The organism is Staphylococcus sp. HMSC072E01, assembly GCF_001814125.1.
Taxonomy (GTDB): Bacteria; Bacillota; Bacilli; order Staphylococcales; family Staphylococcaceae; genus Staphylococcus; species Staphylococcus hominis.
In genome coordinates this window covers 1-18013 of the sequence record NZ_KV814968.1, presented here as the reverse complement: position 1 = coordinate 18013, position 18013 = coordinate 1, and the positions used below count along the sequence as shown (strand labels likewise).

General features: G+C 30.9%; 19 protein-coding genes. All 19 read right to left on the bottom strand.

Features of this window, described 5'->3' with window-relative positions; all coding sequences use genetic code 11:
* Positions 1–169 precede the first annotated feature (169 nt).
* Positions 170–850: a DivIVA domain-containing protein gene (locus HMPREF2953_RS06665; RefSeq protein WP_002448772.1), complete on the bottom strand. Its 681-nt coding sequence runs from the start codon at positions 848–850 to the stop codon at positions 170–172.
* Positions 851–913: 63 nt separating this feature from the next.
* On the bottom strand, positions 914–1687 hold the full coding sequence (locus HMPREF2953_RS06660; protein WP_029376746.1) for a YlmH family RNA-binding protein: 774 nt from the start codon (positions 1685–1687) through the stop codon (positions 914–916).
* A 75-nt stretch (positions 1688–1762) separates the two neighbouring features.
* Positions 1763–2059, bottom strand: a complete 297-nt coding sequence (locus HMPREF2953_RS06655; RefSeq protein WP_049431814.1) for a YggT family protein — start codon at positions 2057–2059, stop codon at positions 1763–1765.
* Between the two features lie 22 nt (positions 2060–2081).
* On the bottom strand, positions 2082–2672 hold the full coding sequence (locus tag HMPREF2953_RS06650; protein WP_070672465.1) for a cell division protein SepF: 591 nt from the start codon (positions 2670–2672) through the stop codon (positions 2082–2084).
* A gap of 5 nt (positions 2673–2677) precedes the next feature.
* Complete coding sequence (locus HMPREF2953_RS06645; RefSeq protein ID WP_017174546.1) at positions 2678–3352, bottom strand: YggS family pyridoxal phosphate-dependent enzyme; 675 nt, start codon at positions 3350–3352, stop codon at positions 2678–2680.
* Between the two features lie 62 nt (positions 3353–3414).
* On the bottom strand, positions 3415–4245 hold the full coding sequence (gene pgeF / locus HMPREF2953_RS06640) for a peptidoglycan editing factor PgeF (protein ID WP_049336582.1): 831 nt from the start codon (positions 4243–4245) through the stop codon (positions 3415–3417).
* Positions 4246–4399: 154 nt separating this feature from the next.
* The gene (ftsZ, locus tag HMPREF2953_RS06635) at positions 4400–5578 is read right to left on the bottom strand and encodes a cell division protein FtsZ (RefSeq protein ID WP_049336584.1); all 1179 of its coding nucleotides are present in this window, start codon (positions 5576–5578) and stop codon (positions 4400–4402) included.
* 29 nt (positions 5579–5607) lie between these two features.
* Positions 5608–7041: a cell division protein FtsA gene (ftsA, locus tag HMPREF2953_RS06630; RefSeq protein ID WP_070672462.1), complete on the bottom strand. Its 1434-nt coding sequence runs from the start codon at positions 7039–7041 to the stop codon at positions 5608–5610.
* Between the two features lie 103 nt (positions 7042–7144).
* A complete protein-coding gene (locus tag HMPREF2953_RS06625) occupies positions 7145–8290 on the bottom strand; it encodes a cell division protein FtsQ/DivIB (protein WP_070672458.1) in 1146 nt (381 codons plus the stop codon).
* A gap of 18 nt (positions 8291–8308) precedes the next feature.
* Positions 8309–9655 carry a UDP-N-acetylmuramoyl-L-alanine--D-glutamate ligase gene (gene murD, locus HMPREF2953_RS06620; RefSeq protein WP_070672454.1) on the bottom strand — a complete coding sequence of 449 codons (1347 nt, stop codon included), beginning with the start codon at positions 9653–9655 and terminating at the stop codon, positions 8309–8311.
* A gap of 1 nt (position 9656) precedes the next feature.
* The gene (gene mraY / locus HMPREF2953_RS06615; protein ID WP_070672451.1) at positions 9657–10622 is read right to left on the bottom strand and encodes a phospho-N-acetylmuramoyl-pentapeptide-transferase; all 966 of its coding nucleotides are present in this window, start codon (positions 10620–10622) and stop codon (positions 9657–9659) included.
* A 174-nt stretch (positions 10623–10796) separates the two neighbouring features.
* Entirely contained in the window at positions 10797–13043 is a 2247-nt protein-coding gene (locus HMPREF2953_RS06610) for a penicillin-binding protein (RefSeq protein WP_070672449.1), read from the bottom strand.
* Positions 13024–13425: a cell division protein FtsL gene (gene ftsL, locus HMPREF2953_RS06605; protein ID WP_002448811.1), complete on the bottom strand. Its 402-nt coding sequence runs from the start codon at positions 13423–13425 to the stop codon at positions 13024–13026. The genes HMPREF2953_RS06610 and ftsL overlap by 20 nt, the downstream gene beginning before the upstream one ends.
* Positions 13426–13438: 13 nt before the next feature.
* Positions 13439–14374, bottom strand: coding sequence for a 16S rRNA (cytosine(1402)-N(4))-methyltransferase RsmH (gene rsmH / locus HMPREF2953_RS06600; RefSeq protein ID WP_070672446.1), 936 nt, complete (start codon positions 14372–14374; stop codon positions 13439–13441).
* Between the two features lie 14 nt (positions 14375–14388).
* Positions 14389–14820, bottom strand: coding sequence for a division/cell wall cluster transcriptional repressor MraZ (mraZ, locus tag HMPREF2953_RS06595; RefSeq protein WP_017174536.1), 432 nt, complete (start codon positions 14818–14820; stop codon positions 14389–14391).
* 142 nt (positions 14821–14962) lie between these two features.
* Positions 14963–16576 (bottom strand): bacillithiol biosynthesis cysteine-adding enzyme BshC, encoded by a 1614-nt coding sequence (bshC, locus tag HMPREF2953_RS06590; RefSeq protein WP_070672442.1) that lies wholly within the window; start codon positions 16574–16576, stop codon positions 14963–14965.
* A 373-nt stretch (positions 16577–16949) separates the two neighbouring features.
* The gene (locus tag HMPREF2953_RS06585; protein ID WP_002448764.1) at positions 16950–17639 is read right to left on the bottom strand and encodes a YjjG family noncanonical pyrimidine nucleotidase; all 690 of its coding nucleotides are present in this window, start codon (positions 17637–17639) and stop codon (positions 16950–16952) included.
* A gap of 125 nt (positions 17640–17764) precedes the next feature.
* The gene (locus HMPREF2953_RS06580; protein WP_002488710.1) at positions 17765–17899 is read right to left on the bottom strand and encodes a beta-class phenol-soluble modulin; all 135 of its coding nucleotides are present in this window, start codon (positions 17897–17899) and stop codon (positions 17765–17767) included.
* Between the two features lie 42 nt (positions 17900–17941).
* Positions 17942–18013, bottom strand: a 72-nt coding sequence (locus HMPREF2953_RS11055) for a beta-class phenol-soluble modulin (protein WP_141754089.1), incomplete at its 5' end; no start/stop codon positions are given.

Here is an 18013-nt window from a genome sequence, read left to right as displayed (position 1 = left end):
CGGGAAATCCGCGGTACCACCCTTCTTAACTCAACTTAGAGTTCTCTTCTTAATATTATAAAATTTTAATTTGCCAGTGATATAAAAAATAGACTTATATTAGGCTTCCACCGTGTCCTAACTCGCTGTGAAAAGTTTATTATTTTTTACGTGTCTGACATTTTATTAACTATTTATTTGATGATGATTCGCTACTTGAAACATCCTTATTTTCAGAAGTAGACTTATTTGTATTAGTTGTTTCATTAGAATTGATTGACTGATTTTCCTCATTTGATACTGTCTCAGTTGTTTCACTCGTTGGAGTTTCACTATTCGCATTTGGATTTACATCTTGTGGATTTAAATGCTGTATGTTTTCTTGTGTCACTTGTTCTGCATCAAAATCATAATTTAATAAGTAATCCCAATCATCATTTTTCAATAAATCCAGCTGTGCTTCTACAAGCATACGAAATCTTGATCTAAATATTTTAGATTGACGTTTCATATCTTCAGTTTGGAAAGATAAATGACGTGCTTTTTCAATAGCATCATTTACAATCACATCAGCTTGCGCTTTTGCTTTAGAGATAATTGCTTCTGATTCTTTTGTGGCAGCAATTTTTGTTTGTTCTCCAGCTTGTTGAGCTTGAATAAGCGCATCACTTACTGATTGATGAACATCTTGATAAGATTTAATATTAGTATCTCTCTCTTCAAGCACTTTTTCAAGTTGTTTTTTTTCTTCTTTAAGTCTTTCAATCTCATTACTTAATTGAGTTAAAAAATCGCTAACTTCAGCAGGCTCCAAACCATTTTTCACTCTTGTAAATTCCTTATTTCTTATTTCATTAGGTGTAAAAGCCATCTGTTATCCTCCTTAAAACAAACCATCATAAAGGTGTTTTTATTATTTATCAATCAATATCATTTACTTAAATAGTGTTTGATACGTTATATGAACTTTTTCTTTTTTAGTTTTGCCACCTATATCAATAATTCGAGCACGTCCAAATCCTTGAATAGAGAGCAAATCATTGTTTTGAAGTTGAAAATCGGGAGAATCGATTAAAGTATGATTCACTTTTACCCGTTTTTTTTCAATTAATTGTTTAGCAATTGATCTAGATTTTCGAATCATTTCTTTTAAAACGACATCTAATCTTAAAGCACTGACTGTACTATGATGAATATTCCAATTCTCTTTTGATTGTATCATATCTTTAAATGGAATAGAATCAAGTTTGACTGTAGCACCTTTAATCTTTGTTAATTCCATCATAATATATGATTCCAATTGCTTTGTCAAAACAAACTGAATCGTATCACCAACAAGTATATCTCCTACTTGTTCTCTTTCTATACCTAAAGACATTAAAGTTCCAAGTACATGTTGATGTTGAATAGACACAAATTTCTCAGGATAATTAATTTGGATTAATACTTCTTCAAAATCACCTTCAGTAGGTTCAAAATAACTAGGCGCAATAATTGCTCTCTTTCTTTCTGCCGATTGACCACCGAAATAGCTCACTTTCATATCTTCAAAACTACCGACGATGACTTCTAATATATATTGTCCTCTAGGATCTAAAAATGAAGTCAATACAGGTGCATATTGTTGATTAACTTGTTCACATTTATCTAATAATTGATCAATAAGTGGTTGTTCTTCATTTCTAAAGTGCTGATAAATATCGATGATTAACGCCTCCTCTTTTAAGTGTTAAAGAGCCTGAGACATTATGCATATCACAGGCTCTACTAACTTATTATAAAATTATTTTAGTATTAAATAATTTAATATCATATCAAAAATACTTTGCAATCCATATTGAAATAATACAAGTACAAATAATGCTACAATTGATGAAATATCAATCATACCAATGGGTGGAATAATCTTTCTAAATGGCTCTAAGAAAGGTTCATATATCTTACTTAAAAATGATCCAAATTTAGATTCTCTAATTGTTGGAACCCATGAAGTAAAAAAATAAATAATCATTCCCCAATAATAAATTTGAACTAGTAATAATATAAAGTTAAATATACTAGCTAATATACCAACATCCATATATTATATTCTACTCCTTAAATTATTCGTAATGTTGTTGTGTATTCATCTGTTCAAGGTGATCGGTAATACTACCTGCCACCTCAACATTATCAGGTGTACAAAGGAAGATATCAGCACCTACACGTTGTATATCTCCGCCAATGGCATAAACTGTTCCACTTAAGAAGTCAATAATACGTTTCGCTGATACTTTATCAATACGTTGTAAGTTAACTAATGTCGCACGACGATTTTTAAGTTCATCTGCAATGTCTTGAGTATCTGAAAATACACGAGGTTCAAATAAGCACATTTTTGAATTTTCGTAATTACTATAACCTGTACCAGCTGATTGATTCATAGTAACAACATTTTTTAAATTAGACTTATTTGATGTATTTCCCATACGATAATTCCTTTCTTCAGTATTGTAATTTTTTGATACTTTCTTTTGAGGTACAGTTTTTAAGTGATTTTGATTATTCTGTGTTCTTTCAATAGGTTGCTGTTGCATATTACGATTTTGATTTTCTTCATTTTGTGTTACACGCTGTTGTCTTTCAGCAGGGCTTTCGACTTCTTCTTCATCTTCCATTAGGAAAAAATTATTAAATAAATCCTTGATAGCCACGGGGCTCACTCCTCTTCTCCAACAAGTTTAGTCCCTATTCTTATAAATGTAGCACCTTCTTCTACAGCAATAGTATAATCATTACTCATTCCCATAGATAAATATTCACATGGTGCATAATTCAATTTAAGGTTTTTAATTTCATCTCGTTTTAATCTCAATTGTTTAAATAACTGATGTATGTAGTCCTTATCATCGGTATAAGGCGCCATTGTCATTAATCCAACAATTTTAATATTGTCGAATGCTTTAATTTGTTCAATAAAATCATTAACTTCACTAAGCGCAATACCATGTTTAGTTTCTTCACCAGAAACATTCACTTGGATAAAGCATGAAATAGTGTGAGTTGCTCTTTTATTAATTTCTTTTGCTAAATTCAAACGATCTAGTGCATGTAAATAATCGATGTCATTAATCACATCTTTTACTTTTCTAGACTGTAGTGAACCGATAAAATGCATTGTAACATCTTTAGGTAAGGCTTGTTTTTTTTCTAGAAAACCTTCTACTCTATTTTCTCCAAAGTGTCTTAAACCAGCATCATACGCTTCTTTTGCTCGGTCTATTGTAACATATTTTGTTACTGCAATCACGTTTGGAGCGGTCTTAATCACACTTTTTTCAAGATGATGATTAATTTCCGTTTGTATTTTTTCTAAATTTTCTGTCACTTTCATTATATATCAACCTCTTAACTTTGTAATGACATAAAGGATTATAGTGATATAACTGCATTACACTACACTTCTCCTTTTTGACCTATAAATGCTAGCATCCTGCCAGTTTTACCTTTTTCAACACGATAAGAGAAAAAAAGCGATAAGTCTTCTGACGTAGTATATTTTGTAATGTTAATATTTTCAGCTGGTACGCCACTATTTATTAATAATAAAGCGTTGGCTAATTTTAAATCAATACCATGTCGATCAGTATCTCGTGTTTCAATATATTTGTCAGAATTAATAGGCAATGTTTCAAATTTCTTTTTAATATCATCATTTATTTCATAGGTTGAAGAAGTCGCTGGACCTATGACTACATTTAAATCTTGATAGTCAAATTCTACATATTTAAGCATTTCTACTACTATTTGACCATATGTTCCTCTCCACCCCGCATGAGCTAGAGCGATAAAATGATGTTTTTCACTATAAAAATATACAGGTACACAATCAGCATAACACATCGTTAATAATATATCTGAATCATAAGTGTACATACCATCAATTCCATATAATTCATTACCTAATGTCTTAATATTAGCGCCACAATGTGCTTTAGTAATGTGAGCGATATTATTTTCGTGTGTTTGAATAGGAAAAACCCATTGTTGTGTAGGAAAGTTTATAGCATTAGCTAATATCTCTTGATGATGCGTCACATAACTAGGTTCATCATCAATATAACGTGCCATATTAAATGCATCTCTTGGATATGGACTCTTTCCATCTTCGCGTGTAGTAAAACCAAGTGTTAACTGATCATATTGTGATGTATAACTCAAATAATGTGGCTGTTTTATAAATTTTTCCACGTTGTGAAAACCACCCTCACTTTTAAGAATAATCATATCTAGACTATTGTTTTATATTTTATCTGCATTTCGATTAAAAGATGTATATAAATGTATTATATAACATATTTCTTTTTAAATTAAACAAAATAAAAAGAGCAGCATTCTCTTCAGAAATCACTGCTCCTTATTTTATATTTATGCTTTAATATTAGCGTCTAGTTCTTCTAGAACGTCTTTCTTCTCTATTACGAATAAAGCTAGGAATATCATCATCTTTAGTAGTATGACTTCTTTCGCTTAGACCATCAGAAGGACGTGAATTAGATGCACTATGTGTGAATGAGTCTTCTTTTGGTGCACTTTGAGTTGATGGACTAGAAGTTGCACTTGAACCAAAACCAGTACTTGACGCTTTACGTCCTTGAGATGTTGGTTTGTCTTCAAATCCAGTTGCGATTACTGTTACAACAATTTCATCTTGTAATTCTGGATTAATTACAGTACCGAAAATCATATTTACATCTTCATCTGCTGCATCTTGTACAATATCAGCTGCTTCTTGAGCTTCGAATAAAGATAAAGATTCACCACCTGTAATGTTCATTAACACACCTTGAGCACCAACAATTGATGTTTCAAGTAATGGAGATGAAATAGCTTTTTTAGCAGCTTCCACTGCTCTATTTTCGCCTGAAGATACACCAATACCCATTAATGCAGAACCTTGGTTAGACATAATTGTCTTAACGTCAGCAAAGTCTAAGTTCACTTCACCTGATACAGCGATTAAATCAGAGATACCTTGAACACCTTGACGTAAAACATTATCTGCTTCTTTAAATGCTTCCATCATAGGAGTTGATTTATCAACAATATCTAATAAACGATCGTTAGGGATAACGATTAATGTATCAACTGCCGCTTTCATAGCTTCAACACCTGCTGCTGCTTGTGTAGAACGTTTACGTCCTTCAAAGCCAAATGGACGAGTTACAACACCCACTGTTAATGCTCCCATTTCTTTAGCAATTTTAGCAACTACTGGTGCAGCACCTGTACCAGTACCGCCACCCATACCAGCAGTAACGAATACCATATCAGCGCCTTGAATAGCATCTTCAATTTGTTCACGTGATTCTTCAGCAGCTTTTTTTCCAATTTCTGGATTTGCACCTGCACCTAAACCACGTGTTAATTTTTCACCGATTTGTATTTTAGATTCTGCTTTAGATAAGTTTAAAGCTTGCCCATCAGTGTTAATAGCAATAAATTCAACATTATTCATTCCATGATCAATCATGCGGTTAACAGCGTTGTTACCGCCGCCACCTACACCGATGACTTTTAATGTCGCCAAATGATTAAATCCTTGTTCAAATTCTAACATTTATTTTTCCTCCTAGTCTTAATGGCCAATTATTCAAATAGAGATTTCATAAGCTTTTTAAATTTGCTTTCTTCTTTATCAGATTTTTCATGTTCATCATCATAATGATGTGTTCCATCTTGATGGTTGTTTTCATCATACGTTTCATAATCATCATGTTTCTCCGCTTTTTCACGTACTTCCGGCTGATGATTTTCGTCAGTGTCTTCGTTTTTATTAGATTTACGTTTAAACCAGTCAAAGCCACCTGATTTTGAAGTATGATTGTGTTCGTCATTTTCAATGACTTCTTCTTCAAATTCATCATTATCTTGATAATTTATTGTAACATAATCTAATAATTCATCAAATGTGATACTACTAGATATTGTAGAAATCGCTGAAGTAAATTCAGGTTTTCTAATTCCCATTTGAGAAGGTGTATGGATTCTTATTTTTTCATTAACCATTGTACTTAGTAATTCTTTAACGCCCAATAAGTTTGAAGAACCACCTGTAACAATGAATCCACCATTTACTTTAGTTAATCCTAAATCTACCAACACATCAAATACTTCATCAAAGATATCTTGCACTGTTCTTTCAATAACTGCACTTAAATCTTTTTGAGTATACTCTACTAATTCGTCACTATCTACCTGATCAACACTGAAAACGTCTTGATCAGACGCTGATTGTGTATAAGCATGTCCATATTGATGTTTAATTTTTTCAGCTGTTTCATATGTAGTGTTTAATTCTTCTGCGATATCATCTGTAATATCACGTCCAGCTAATTCAATTGAATCGGCATCTACAAGTTCACCGCGTTCATAAAAGGCGATTTGAGTGAGATCTTCACCAATATCAATTACACATGCACCTAATTCTTTTTCAGTTGCAGATAAAATAGAGCCATAGTTATAAGCATCTGAATAGACGTCCAATACATCTACTCCACAAGATTCTACACATTTAATCATATTAATTAGAATTGACTTGTGAATTGCAATAACACCTGCTTCTACTTTTAACGAGTGTCTTGCAATGAGTTCTTTAGGATCCGAAACCTCGTTATCTCCATCTACAATGAATCTAATCGGAAACACATCAATAACTTCTGTATCAGCTACATCATTTTTTTGACGTATACCTTCCAATACTGTTTCAATATGTGATCCACTAATTTCTGTATCTTCGTAAAAATCAATTTCGTTTTCTTCATCGTACACTTCAGTACCAATGATAGGTAATTTTAAGAAAACTTCTTTTATATCCACACCTGATGCGATAGAAGCTTTTTTAATTGTATCTTTAATTGCTTGTTTCGCAATATCAAAATCATCAATCAATCCATTCTTAATACCGCTAGTGTAGGTTTGCCCTGTACCTATCACATTAATACCATTGTGAAATTTTTCGCCTACTATTGTTTTAACACTTGATGAACCAATATCTATGCTTACATAGTAATGTTCCTCCATAGATAGGCACCTCCTGACAAAATACTATTAAAATACACTATATTTAGTTTACAATACGTCGTTTAGCTTGTGAACTATAAACACATATTATTATCGAAATTTTTTAATTATTTGTATCCGATTGTTCGCTTATTTTATTTAATGCACTTTGTAATTCATTTTTTGCTTCTGTTTCTTGCTGTGTTTTTTGACGAACATTTTGATCAGACTTAGAATTAATACTGCTATTTTCATTATATGGAATAAATGATGCTCCTACAGATAAATCAATATATCCTTGTGTTTTTAATTGACCTGAACTATCTTTTGCAAGAGATTGAGACATTTGAGGATAATACTCGATTTTGTTAGCTAGAGTATTGATGTCTCCTACTACTTGCATGCCATCTTTCATATATAAAAGGACTCGATTTTGTTGATTCTGTAAAGGTGCATATTTTATTTCTGAAATCATATCTCTCGTTTCATTAGACATTTTAGATAATGCTTTCGTGATACTATTTAAATTGTCACCTTTAAAATCTTCTAACACAGGTGCACTATTCGCAATATCACCATTATAATTGTCTAATTTTTTATTTCCTTCAATTATTGGCACATATTTATTTTTATCTTTTACAATACCTACTAAATTATTTTCAATAATTTTAACATTTAAAGTATTAGGCAACTGTTTATTAATCTGAACATCTTTGATTAATGAATTTTTCTTTAAATTATTGATAGCTTTGCTTTTACTAAAAGTATAAATGCGTGATCCTTTTTTGATATTTAATTCTTTTTCAACTTGACTATCACTTACATTATGATTACCACTAATATTAACATGAGAAATTCTACTTAATGGTGTAAACATATATAGTAGAAATAATATAATTAAAAGTATTAAAGTAGTAACAATAATATATTGAATACGTTTTTGTCGCTTTCTTTTATCTATCTTTTGTTGTTCTCGTTTTTCAGCTACCGTTAAGTGACTATATTTATCATTTTGAAATTTATTGCGCTTTTCTCTTAACTTTGTTTTTACTTCTTTCTTTAAATTTTCACCTTTATTTTTCGAAGAATTTAAAGATTTATTTGACCTTCTATCATTTGAAAGATTCTTTTCTTTTTGGAGTCTATCTTTTGATTTAACATCATCTTTAATTTTTTTATTTTTATCATTTTCTAATTCAGTTTTGTCTTTATCAAATGAACGCTTGATAGAACGAATCTTTTTATTTCTATTGCCCCTTGTATCATCCAATTACTTCACATCCTTTAATTAAGATGGTAGGTATGCACGGAAACTTTCAATAAATCTTTCGCCACGTTCTTCAAATGTTTTATATTGATCCCAACTTGCACATGCTGGTGAAAGTAAAACAACATCATTAGGTTCAATGACATCTTGAACTTTTTTTACTGCATCTTCTATATCAACTGCTTTGATTACTTCTTTACCTTGACTATTACCTAATTTAGCAAATTTATCTTGAGTTTCACCGAAAACTACCATTACTCTAACATGTTTCATATAAGGAATTAATTCATCAAATCCATTACCTCGATCTAAACCACCACATAACCAGATAATAGGCTGTTTAAATGAATTTAAAGCAAACTGTGTTGCTAATGTATTGGTTGCTTTAGAGTCATTATAGTATTTATTTGTTCGATTCGTTCCAATATATTGTAATCGATGTTCAATACCTGAGAATGTTGTTAAACTATCTACGATAGCCTTAATTGGCACGCCTGCAAGTATTGCAGCTAAAACAGCAGCTAAAATATTTTCTAAGTTATGTTCTCCTGGTAAAACTAAGTCATCAATATTAATAAGATTAACATTATTATAAACGATATAATTATCTTTAATATAGATGCCATCTACTTCTTGTTGAGTAGAAAAATATAATGTTTTAGCTTTTAAATTTTCAGTTTCAATTAAATGACGTTGATGATAATTACAAATCAAATAATCATCTTCTGTTTGATTTTTGTAAATACGTCGCTTCGCATTTTGATAATTTTCTAATGACTCATGATAATCTAAATGAGCAGAATAGATATTTGTAATGATGGCAATGTGAGGTCTGTAATGTTCAATGCCAAGTAATTGGAATGAAGATAATTCAGTGATTAGATATTCATCAGGTGACGTTTCTTGAGCTACTTTAGAAGCAACATACCCAATATTTCCTGAAAGTCTTCCAGTTAATCTACTTTTTTTAAACATATCTCCAATGAGAGAAGTTGTTGTTGTTTTACCATTTGTACCAGTTACGGCGATAATTGGAGCTTCAGAAATTAAATAACTTAATTCTACTTCAGTTAAAATTTTAAGACCTCGTTGATATGCTTCATCAATAATTGAAACTGTATAAGGTATACCTGGGTTTTTAACAATAATTGGGTTGCTATCAAGTAATGATAATGGATGACCACCATCAACAATTTTCACACCTAATGTTTCTAAGTCTTTTGCATGGGGATCTTTAGATAAATCTTTCCCATCATTTATAGTTACATTTGCACCTAATTTAACTAATAACTTAGCAGCTTCATAACCACTTTTTGCTAATCCAACTACAAGAACATCTTTATTCTCTAATCCTGTATAATTTAGCATTCTAATGCACTCCTATCCATAATCCAATTAATCCTGAAATTAACCCCACAAACCAAAATACTGAAACAACTTTCCATTCACTCCATCCGCTAAGTTCAAAATGGTGATGAATTGGTGTCATTTTAAAGATTCTTTTTTTAGTTAATTTATAAGATGATACTTGCAACATTACTGATAATGTTTCGATAACAAATACTAAACCTACAAAAAGTAATGAAAATTCTTGGTTTAACATGATTGAAATTGTAGCAAAAATACCTCCTAATGCTAAGCTTCCCGTATCTCCCATAAATACTTTGGCTGGATTTAAGTTATACGGTAAGAAACCGAGTAATGCAAAAATCATAATAATACAAAAAGTACCAATTGCAGGAGCATTTAACATGAAACTCATAATTGCATACATAGTGAATCCAATAATTGATAAGCCAGTTGCTAATCCATCCAATCCATCAGTTAAATTAACTGCGTTTGAAAATCCAACTTGCCAAAAAACAATAAAAATAACGTACGCAAACGACAATGGAATTCCAAAATTAGTAAAGGGAATATTTATACTTGTTGAAAATTCTATTAAATGAAAAACATCGCTTAGAATGAAAAATATAATTGCTATTGCAATTTGAGCTAAAAATTTCTGCTTACTTGTAAGTCCTTGGTTATTTTTTTTAACTACAATAATGTAATCATCAATAAAACCAATGAGTCCAAATCCTATTGTGACAAAGAGTAATAGAATAATGGGATTAGAATGATCTGTGAAAAATATAGCAATAATAGATGTAATAATAATACTAATTAAAAACGTTAAACCACCCATGGTTGGTGTACCCGTTTTTTTCATATGGCTTTGAGGACCTTCTTCGCGGATACTTTGACCAAATTTCATTCGTTTAAGTGTCGGTATAAGTACAGGAACTAAAATAAATGTGATAAGTAATGCGATAATCGCAAATATAAAAAGCATGGTAATCTCCTTTATGTATTTTAAATTTATTCGTTTTTCACTTTATTTCCTTTATAATCTTATCAATTTTCAAACTAATTTTATATATATTATGTAAGAAATTGAGATTATAAATAAGGTATCCATCATATATGACACCTTATTTATAATCATTTAAAATGACGTCATTTGTTCTTATGAATCGTTTTTATCATTAGACGTTGTATCAGTTGAATTATCTGAAGTGTTATTTGAATCAGATTCACTCGAATCAGTTAAGGATGTATTTTCATTAGGATCATCAGTAGATAATTCTATTTCAATTTTCTTATTACTTTTGAGTGTTGACCCACTCGCTGCAGATTGATTTGTTACATATCCACTGCCTTTAGTCGTAACATTGATTCCAGTTAATTCTTGGAAGGCTAGGACATCGTCTGTTGTCCAACCTTTCATATTTGGCATAGTAATATCGCCATCTGTCACTGCTAACACTTTACTATTCGGTAATAATTTTGTATTAGCTCTAGTAGATTGAGCTTTTATTGTATTACCATTACCAATAATGACAGGTTGTAAATCTTTTCCTTTAAGACTATCTTGGGCTTTTTGACTTGATTGCCCTACAACATTTGGCACTTTACTATACTGTGCTGATTGAGTCTCATCTTTTTTAGAGCCTACATTTAAATACTTAAGTGTATTTTCCATGATAGGTTTAAAAGCTTTACTTACCCCTAATTCATATGCTTCTTGATCATTTTTCTGAGCAAGACTCATACCAACATAAACAATAACTCTTGGATGTTTTTTTGGCGCATCTCCCATAAAGCTTACAAAGTAGGGATTTGCTCCTTTAACGTATCCACTACCATTTTCATTAACGACCTGAGCAGTACCTGTTTTCCCTTCAATATCATAACCATCAATACGATAATTGGAAGCATGACTTTTATCACTATTTACTACTTTATCTAATTCTGTTTCAACTTTATCCGCAGTTTCTGAAGTAATAGGTTTTCCAATTATATTCTTTTCACCTTTATAGAATGTTTTCTTTGAAATTGGATTATCTATACTTTGAACAAACCAAGGTTTTAACATATTTCCTTTATTAAAGAAAGCTGATTGTGCTTGTATCATTTGTACAGGCGTTACTGTGGTCGATTGACCGAATGCTGATGTTTTTTGTTGTAATTCATTTGACCAAGCAATATTTCCTTTTAATTCTCCGTCAAACATACCATTTGTAGATTTACCAAAACCAAAGCGCTCGTACCAAGATTTCATTTTATCAGCACCAACTAAATCTTGAAGATGCATCATCAATGTATTAGATGAATATGTGAAACCTAATGACATTGGTATTTCTCCCCAACCGGTTTTATTCCAGTCAGAAATTCTTGAACCCATAATATCACGATGACCAGATTCATATTTTTCTTTAGGATTAAATTTACCTTCTTGAATGGCGGCTGCTAATCCATATGATTTAAATGTTGACCCAGGCTCATATGCATTTTGATATAAATCATTAGCCCATTTTTTTCCAAAGTCTTTACCCGTTTCGGGGTTGAATGTTGGACGTTGACTATATGCAAGAATTTCTCCTGTTTTAGCATCCATAACCACTGCAAATAAATCTTTTGGTTCATATCGTTTCACCATATCATCAAGAGCCTCTTCGACAAATACTTGTATATTTGAATCAATGGTTAAATGAACGTCATCACCACGTTTTGGCGCTTTTTCATTTTTACTGTTTGGTGCAATATAACCCCAAATGTCATGTATATAAGATAGCGAGCCTTTCTGTCCATTTAGATAACTATTAAAAATCTTTTCTACACCTAATGCACCATTTAATTCCCCAGTATCAGGATTTTTTTGAGCCATACCAATTAAATGAGAAGCAAAATTACCGTTAGGATAGAATCGTTCAGTTTCTGGATATAAGGTGATTCCTGGTAAGTCCATTTTATCGAGTTTAACTTTATCTTGATATGTTAAATTTGTCCCTTTCTGTCCAAATTCAACTTGAAAGGCTTTCTTTTGATTAAGACGTTTTTCAATTTCATCAGGTTTCATATCAATAATTTTTGATAATTGTTTTGCTGTTTTCTTTTTATCTTTAACATACCTTGGTGTATCACCAACTTCTCCAGCATTTTTATCAATAATAGCAACTAATTTATATCGTTGAACATCTTCGGCTAAAATTTTACCGTTTCTATCGTATATTTTCCCTCTTTCAGGCTGTTCTTGCGTTTTTACGAGATATTTTTCATTAGCGCGCATCACTAAATCTTGTCCGTCTGAATGTCCAGTTATCATGATATATGAATATCTTAAAACCAATACAAAAAAGAGCAGTCCGAATAATCCAACAAGGAGGACTGCTCCTAATTTATTTTTTCTAATTTTAATTTTTCGCTTCGCCATTAGTACGCACTACCTTTACATTATCGTTCTTTAGGCTCATACCTTGTTTTTTAGCCTGATCGTAAATGCGCTCATAAGAAGAATTTTTCTTAATTTCAGATTGAATTGCATTATTTTCATTAGATTGTTGTTCAATCTTTTGATCTAGCTCGGCAATTTTATCATTTGTATCGTACGCATCCATTTTTAAAGATAGCATATAGATTGCTAGAACAGCAATTGCTGTGACAAGCGTTATGTATAAAAATTTCTCAAATCGCGTAAGTTGAACAACAACCTTTTTAGTTACTGTTTTCGTCTCAGTTTGTGTCTTTGGTTGTTCTTTCGGTATGCTAGTGTGCTGAATGTGTTCATATGGTTCGTAAATTTTTTCTACAGCCATCCTCAATTACTCCTTATTTTAATATTTCAGCAACACGTAATTTTGCACTACGTGCTCTATTATTTTCGTCTAAATCCTCTTCTGTAGCAGTAATTGGTTTACGATTTACTCGTTTTAACTTAGGTGTATAAGCTTCAGGAATAATTGGTAACCCTCTAGGCACATCAGGTCCTTTTTCGTATTCTTGGAAAATTTGCTTGCACAATCTATCTTCCAGAGAATGGAAAGTAATGACTGAAATCCTACCTTTTACTTTAACATGCTCAATGGCTTGTTCAATTGAATCTTCAAACGCAGATAGTTCATCGTTCACTGCTATTCTTATCGCTTGGAAAATGCGTTTAGCAGGATGACCACCTTTTCTTCGAGCTTTAGCTGGAATACCTTCTTTAATAATGTCTACAAGCTCTAATGTTGTTTCAATAGGTTGTTGTTCACGGTGTGCTTCTATTCTTCTCGCTATTTGTTTAGAAAATTTTTCTTCTCCATAACGATAAAAGATTTTAACCAATGCCTCATAAGGCCAATCATTAACAACATCATATGCAGTTAATTCTTGCGTTTGATCCATACGCATATCTAACTTTGCATCATGATGATAACTAAATCCTCTTTCAGGTATATCAAGCTGTGGACTTGAAACACCTAAGTCGTAGTAAATACCATCTACTTTTTCAATTCCTAAATTTTTCAAAATATCAGTTAATTCTCTAAAGTTATTATGTACAAACGTGACCTTGTGTAAGTGATCTTTTAGTACTTCTTTAGCATTTTCTAAGGCAGTAGTATCTTGATCAATTGCAATCAACCTACCGTCATCGTTTAATTGATTTAATAAATAGAGTGCATGACCGGATCCACCAAGCGTACAATCTACATATATGCCATCCTCTTTGATGTCTAATTCATCTATTGTTTCTTTTAGCATAACGCTTACATGATGAAACACTATAAATTCCTCCATTAAAAATCAAAATCTATCAAATCTTCGGCAATATCTTCAAAACTTTCTTCTGATTCTTCATAGAATTCATTCCAAGTTCCTCTATCCCAAATCTCTATACGATTTGAGACACCTATTACCGTACATTCTTTTGTTAAATTTGCGTATTTCCTCAAATTTTGAGGAATGTTAATACGCCCTTGCTTATCTAGTTCTACTTCGATAGCTCCAGAGAAGAACATACGCATAAACTTACGTGCGTCTTTTTTTGTCATAGGTAAGGTTTTCATTTTCTCTTCTATCTGTTGCCATTCTTCAAGCGTGTAACCAAACAAACATTTATCAAGGCCTCGTGTGATAATAAAACGTTCATTTAAGTCATATCTAAACTTAGATGGAATTATCATACGTCCTTTAGCATCTAATTGATGCTCGTATTCTCCCATGAACATTATTACCACCTCACCTTATTAATAATTTACCACATCTCACCACTATCCTCCACTAATTATGTAAAATATCTTAAAATTCTTTAATTTGACATAAAAAGACCCATATTATCTATTAAAATAATATGGGTCTTTTCCTTATAAATTAAGGTTTTATAACTATTTGGTTAAATGTATATTTAAGTGGAGGATAAGTGGAGGGACTAAACACATCTATCCCAAATTCATTCATCATTTGAAGTGGATTCCAAATTCTTTCTTGTAGGCCACCCATTGGATGCAATACATGTTCAATCTCTCTAAAATGTTTCATACTTATATCGTTATCTCTTTCAATGTTAAGTAAATAGCGATTTAATAAATATTCAAATTGTTTATTATGAATGTCATAATTTTTCTTTAATAAATTGATATTATCATGATTATCATTAACCTCTTTACGAAGTGATTCGTATATTTTGGCATGATTCTCTTTTAAAGACTCTACTTTTTTAATAAATGTATCTGAAGCTTTGCTACGAACGAATTTTTCTCTATCCGTTTCTATGCCATTCATAATAACATTTTCAGCATTTAACTTATACTGATTAATTAGTTTTTCTATTCTAATTGGTAAATAAGTGATTTTCATTCTTGGTAAAACAATAGGCATTTCAACATCTAAAATTTTAAATACTTCATTCAATTCAGCCCAGTATTTAATTTCACTTGGCCCTCCAATAAAAGCTACCGTATTAAATAGCCATTCTTCCATTACTGGTCTAGTTACAACATTATTAGAAAAACGAGTTGGTTCTTTTTCAACTAATTTTAACAATTCATCTTTATTATATGTAATATCTGATTTACTCAATTTGAATACATCATCTTTTTTAGTAATTAGTTGACGCATACTATCTTCATGAAGGAACAGATGGACATTGGTATCTGTTTCAATCATTTTGTTTAAACCTGATTGTGTAGTTAATTTTTGTGTTTTTCTAAACGCTTGGTTAATTTCATTATGTTTTTGAATAATATTTTTTAATAATGGCTTCTCTAATTCACGAATTTTTTCATATTGAGCATCAATAAATAGTACACCGTAATCTTTAAATACTTCTTGAAGTAACCCTTTAAAAATATCAGTCCAATTATTGTACTTTTCTATAATCTCTAAACATACTTGATAAAGTGCGTTAGTATGTTTCGTTTCTTTTAATTCTTTAAAAAATTGATTAAGTGCTTCAATCATCTGTTCCTTTTCTGGAATATAGTGAGAAACGCTTGTTTCAGGCGGTGTCATTGTATGATATTTTACTTTATGTAAATGAGCATCTTTTGCATTATAAGCATACGTATGATTTACTTCTTCAAAGTCATGATCTTCACCTGCAATCCAAAAAACAGGTACAACAGTTTGTTGATATGTTTCAGTTAATTCACGACTTAAATTAACAATTGAAAGAATTTTATGAAACGTATATAAAGGTCCACCAAAAAGACCAGCTTGTTGGCCACCAATTACCACTTTAGCTCCTTCACTGAGTGCAGTAAGATGAGTCTGTTGAATTTCTGTTATATTCAAATCTGACATATATGATTTAATCACTTGAGCAAGTTGTTGCTCTCTACCATTATTAGGACGATCCATTCTTTGATCAAAACTAGATGGTTTGACTGGATTATATTGATAAAATTTCAATAATGTTTCATCACTGTTTTCTAATTTAGTAATAAATGAATCTTTTTCTTGAAAATTAGTTACTTTACAGTTCATTCCCTTACTCCTTCAATATAACATTACTTATTCAGTATAAAGATTATATCCCTAGATGACAATTTTACGGCTTAACTATTGAAATTCACATCCATTTTATCAGATTATAAGTAATTAATATGTTATTAAATGAAAATCGTATATTAATAGAGATACAATATATATAAAGCATTTAAATGATGATGAGAACATAACTAAAGTTCAACATTTTGAAATAAATTAAAAAACTGTTGAATTATTTGAGGCATTTAGAGAAATTGATAATGAAGACTTGCATAAGAAGTCAATATACTTGTATGATTTCTAAACAATTAAGCTATAAACGCTATTTGCATAAATAAGCCTGAGCCATTTAGCTCAGGTCTCTTATTAATTATTCTTCAACTAAATTAACCAATTCATATAAAGATTGTATTTCATAATCTGGTACAATATCACTGTTATTTTCTTTATTACGATAATTAAACCAACATGTTGTAATACCGGCATTTTTTCCACCTAGTATATCTGATGTAAGAGAATCTCCTACTATTATTGAAGTCTTTCTTTTTTCTTCACCAATTCTCTCAAAGATATAATCAAAAAATTCACTCATAGGTTTTTGATATCCTGTTTCTTCTGATATATATACTCCAGATAAGATGTCTTTAAACTCTAATTGAGCAATACGACGTTTTTGGGTATCTGTAACACCATTAGTCACAATAAACAATTCACATTCTTGGCTTAATCGATCAATTGTTTCTAAAGTAGAGTTGAAGAATTTTAATGGTGCTTTAGCTAGTTCGTCTCTAAATAAAACATCGGCTTTTTTACCATCTACGTCTATACCATACTCTTTAAAATAATTAATAAAACGATGTGTTAATACTTCTTCTTTAGATAGTTCATTTTTTTGAAATGCTTCCCAATGATTTTGATTTACTTTCTTAAAATATTGAAAATCTTCTTCAGTTGGATAATGACCGAAATGATGTGCCATTTGATGAAATGCTCTATCTTCTGCATCAAAAAAGTCCACAATTGTATCATCAAAATCAAGTAAAATAGTATCGTATTTCATTTTTATACTCCTAAATTATAGTATGTATATTATTTTAGCAGATTTGTCATGATTCATTAAATAATACTAAAAAATAAAAACACTTAAGGATTAATCCTTAAGTGTTGAATACTTGCTATTAAGTATTAGAAACCAAATACTTTACCTAATACACTTGCACCACTTGATACAATGTCAACAATGCTTGTACCTAATTTTGTCCAGTCTTGATTTTGTGCTGCTGTTACAGTATTTGCAATTGCTTCTGCTAATTTAGTCATTTGAATTTCCCCATTCTGTTTTTATTTTTAAATATTATTACGTTAGAATCCTAAGTATTTACCTAGAATGCTTACACCATTTGATACGATGTCAACAATGCTTGTACCTAATTT

Excerpts from the sequence above, each read along its gene's own strand:
- HMPREF2953_RS06665 (WP_002448772.1), bottom strand. The coding sequence starts at position 850 with ATGGCTTTTACACCTAATGAAATAAGAAATAAGGAATTTACAAGAGTG.
- HMPREF2953_RS06655 (WP_049431814.1), bottom strand. The coding sequence starts at position 2,059 with ATGGATGTTGGTATATTAGCTAGTATATTTAACTTTATATTATTACTA.
- HMPREF2953_RS06645 (WP_017174546.1), bottom strand. The coding sequence starts at position 3,352 with ATGAAAGTGACAGAAAATTTAGAAAAAATACAAACGGAAATTAATCAT.
- pgeF (WP_049336582.1), bottom strand. The coding sequence starts at position 4,245 with ATGATTATTCTTAAAAGTGAGGGTGGTTTTCACAACGTGGAAAAATTT.
- ftsZ (WP_049336584.1), bottom strand. The coding sequence starts at position 5,578 with ATGTTAGAATTTGAACAAGGATTTAATCATTTGGCGACATTAAAAGTC.
- ftsA (WP_070672462.1), bottom strand. The coding sequence starts at position 7,041 with ATGGAGGAACATTACTATGTAAGCATAGATATTGGTTCATCAAGTGTT.
- murD (WP_070672454.1), bottom strand. The coding sequence starts at position 9,655 with ATGCTAAATTATACAGGATTAGAGAATAAAGATGTTCTTGTAGTTGGA.
- mraY (WP_070672451.1), bottom strand. The coding sequence starts at position 10,622 with ATGCTTTTTATATTTGCGATTATCGCATTACTTATCACATTTATTTTA.
- HMPREF2953_RS06610 (WP_070672449.1), bottom strand. The coding sequence starts at position 13,043 with ATGGCGAAGCGAAAAATTAAAATTAGAAAAAATAAATTAGGAGCAGTC.
- ftsL (WP_002448811.1), bottom strand. The coding sequence starts at position 13,425 with ATGGCTGTAGAAAAAATTTACGAACCATATGAACACATTCAGCACACT.
- mraZ (WP_017174536.1), bottom strand. The coding sequence starts at position 14,820 with ATGTTCATGGGAGAATACGAGCATCAATTAGATGCTAAAGGACGTATG.
- bshC (WP_070672442.1), bottom strand. The coding sequence starts at position 16,576 with ATGAACTGTAAAGTAACTAATTTTCAAGAAAAAGATTCATTTATTACT.
- HMPREF2953_RS06585 (WP_002448764.1), bottom strand. The coding sequence starts at position 17,639 with ATGAAATACGATACTATTTTACTTGATTTTGATGATACAATTGTGGAC.
- HMPREF2953_RS06580 (WP_002488710.1), bottom strand. The coding sequence starts at position 17,899 with ATGACTAAATTAGCAGAAGCAATTGCAAATACTGTAACAGCAGCACAA.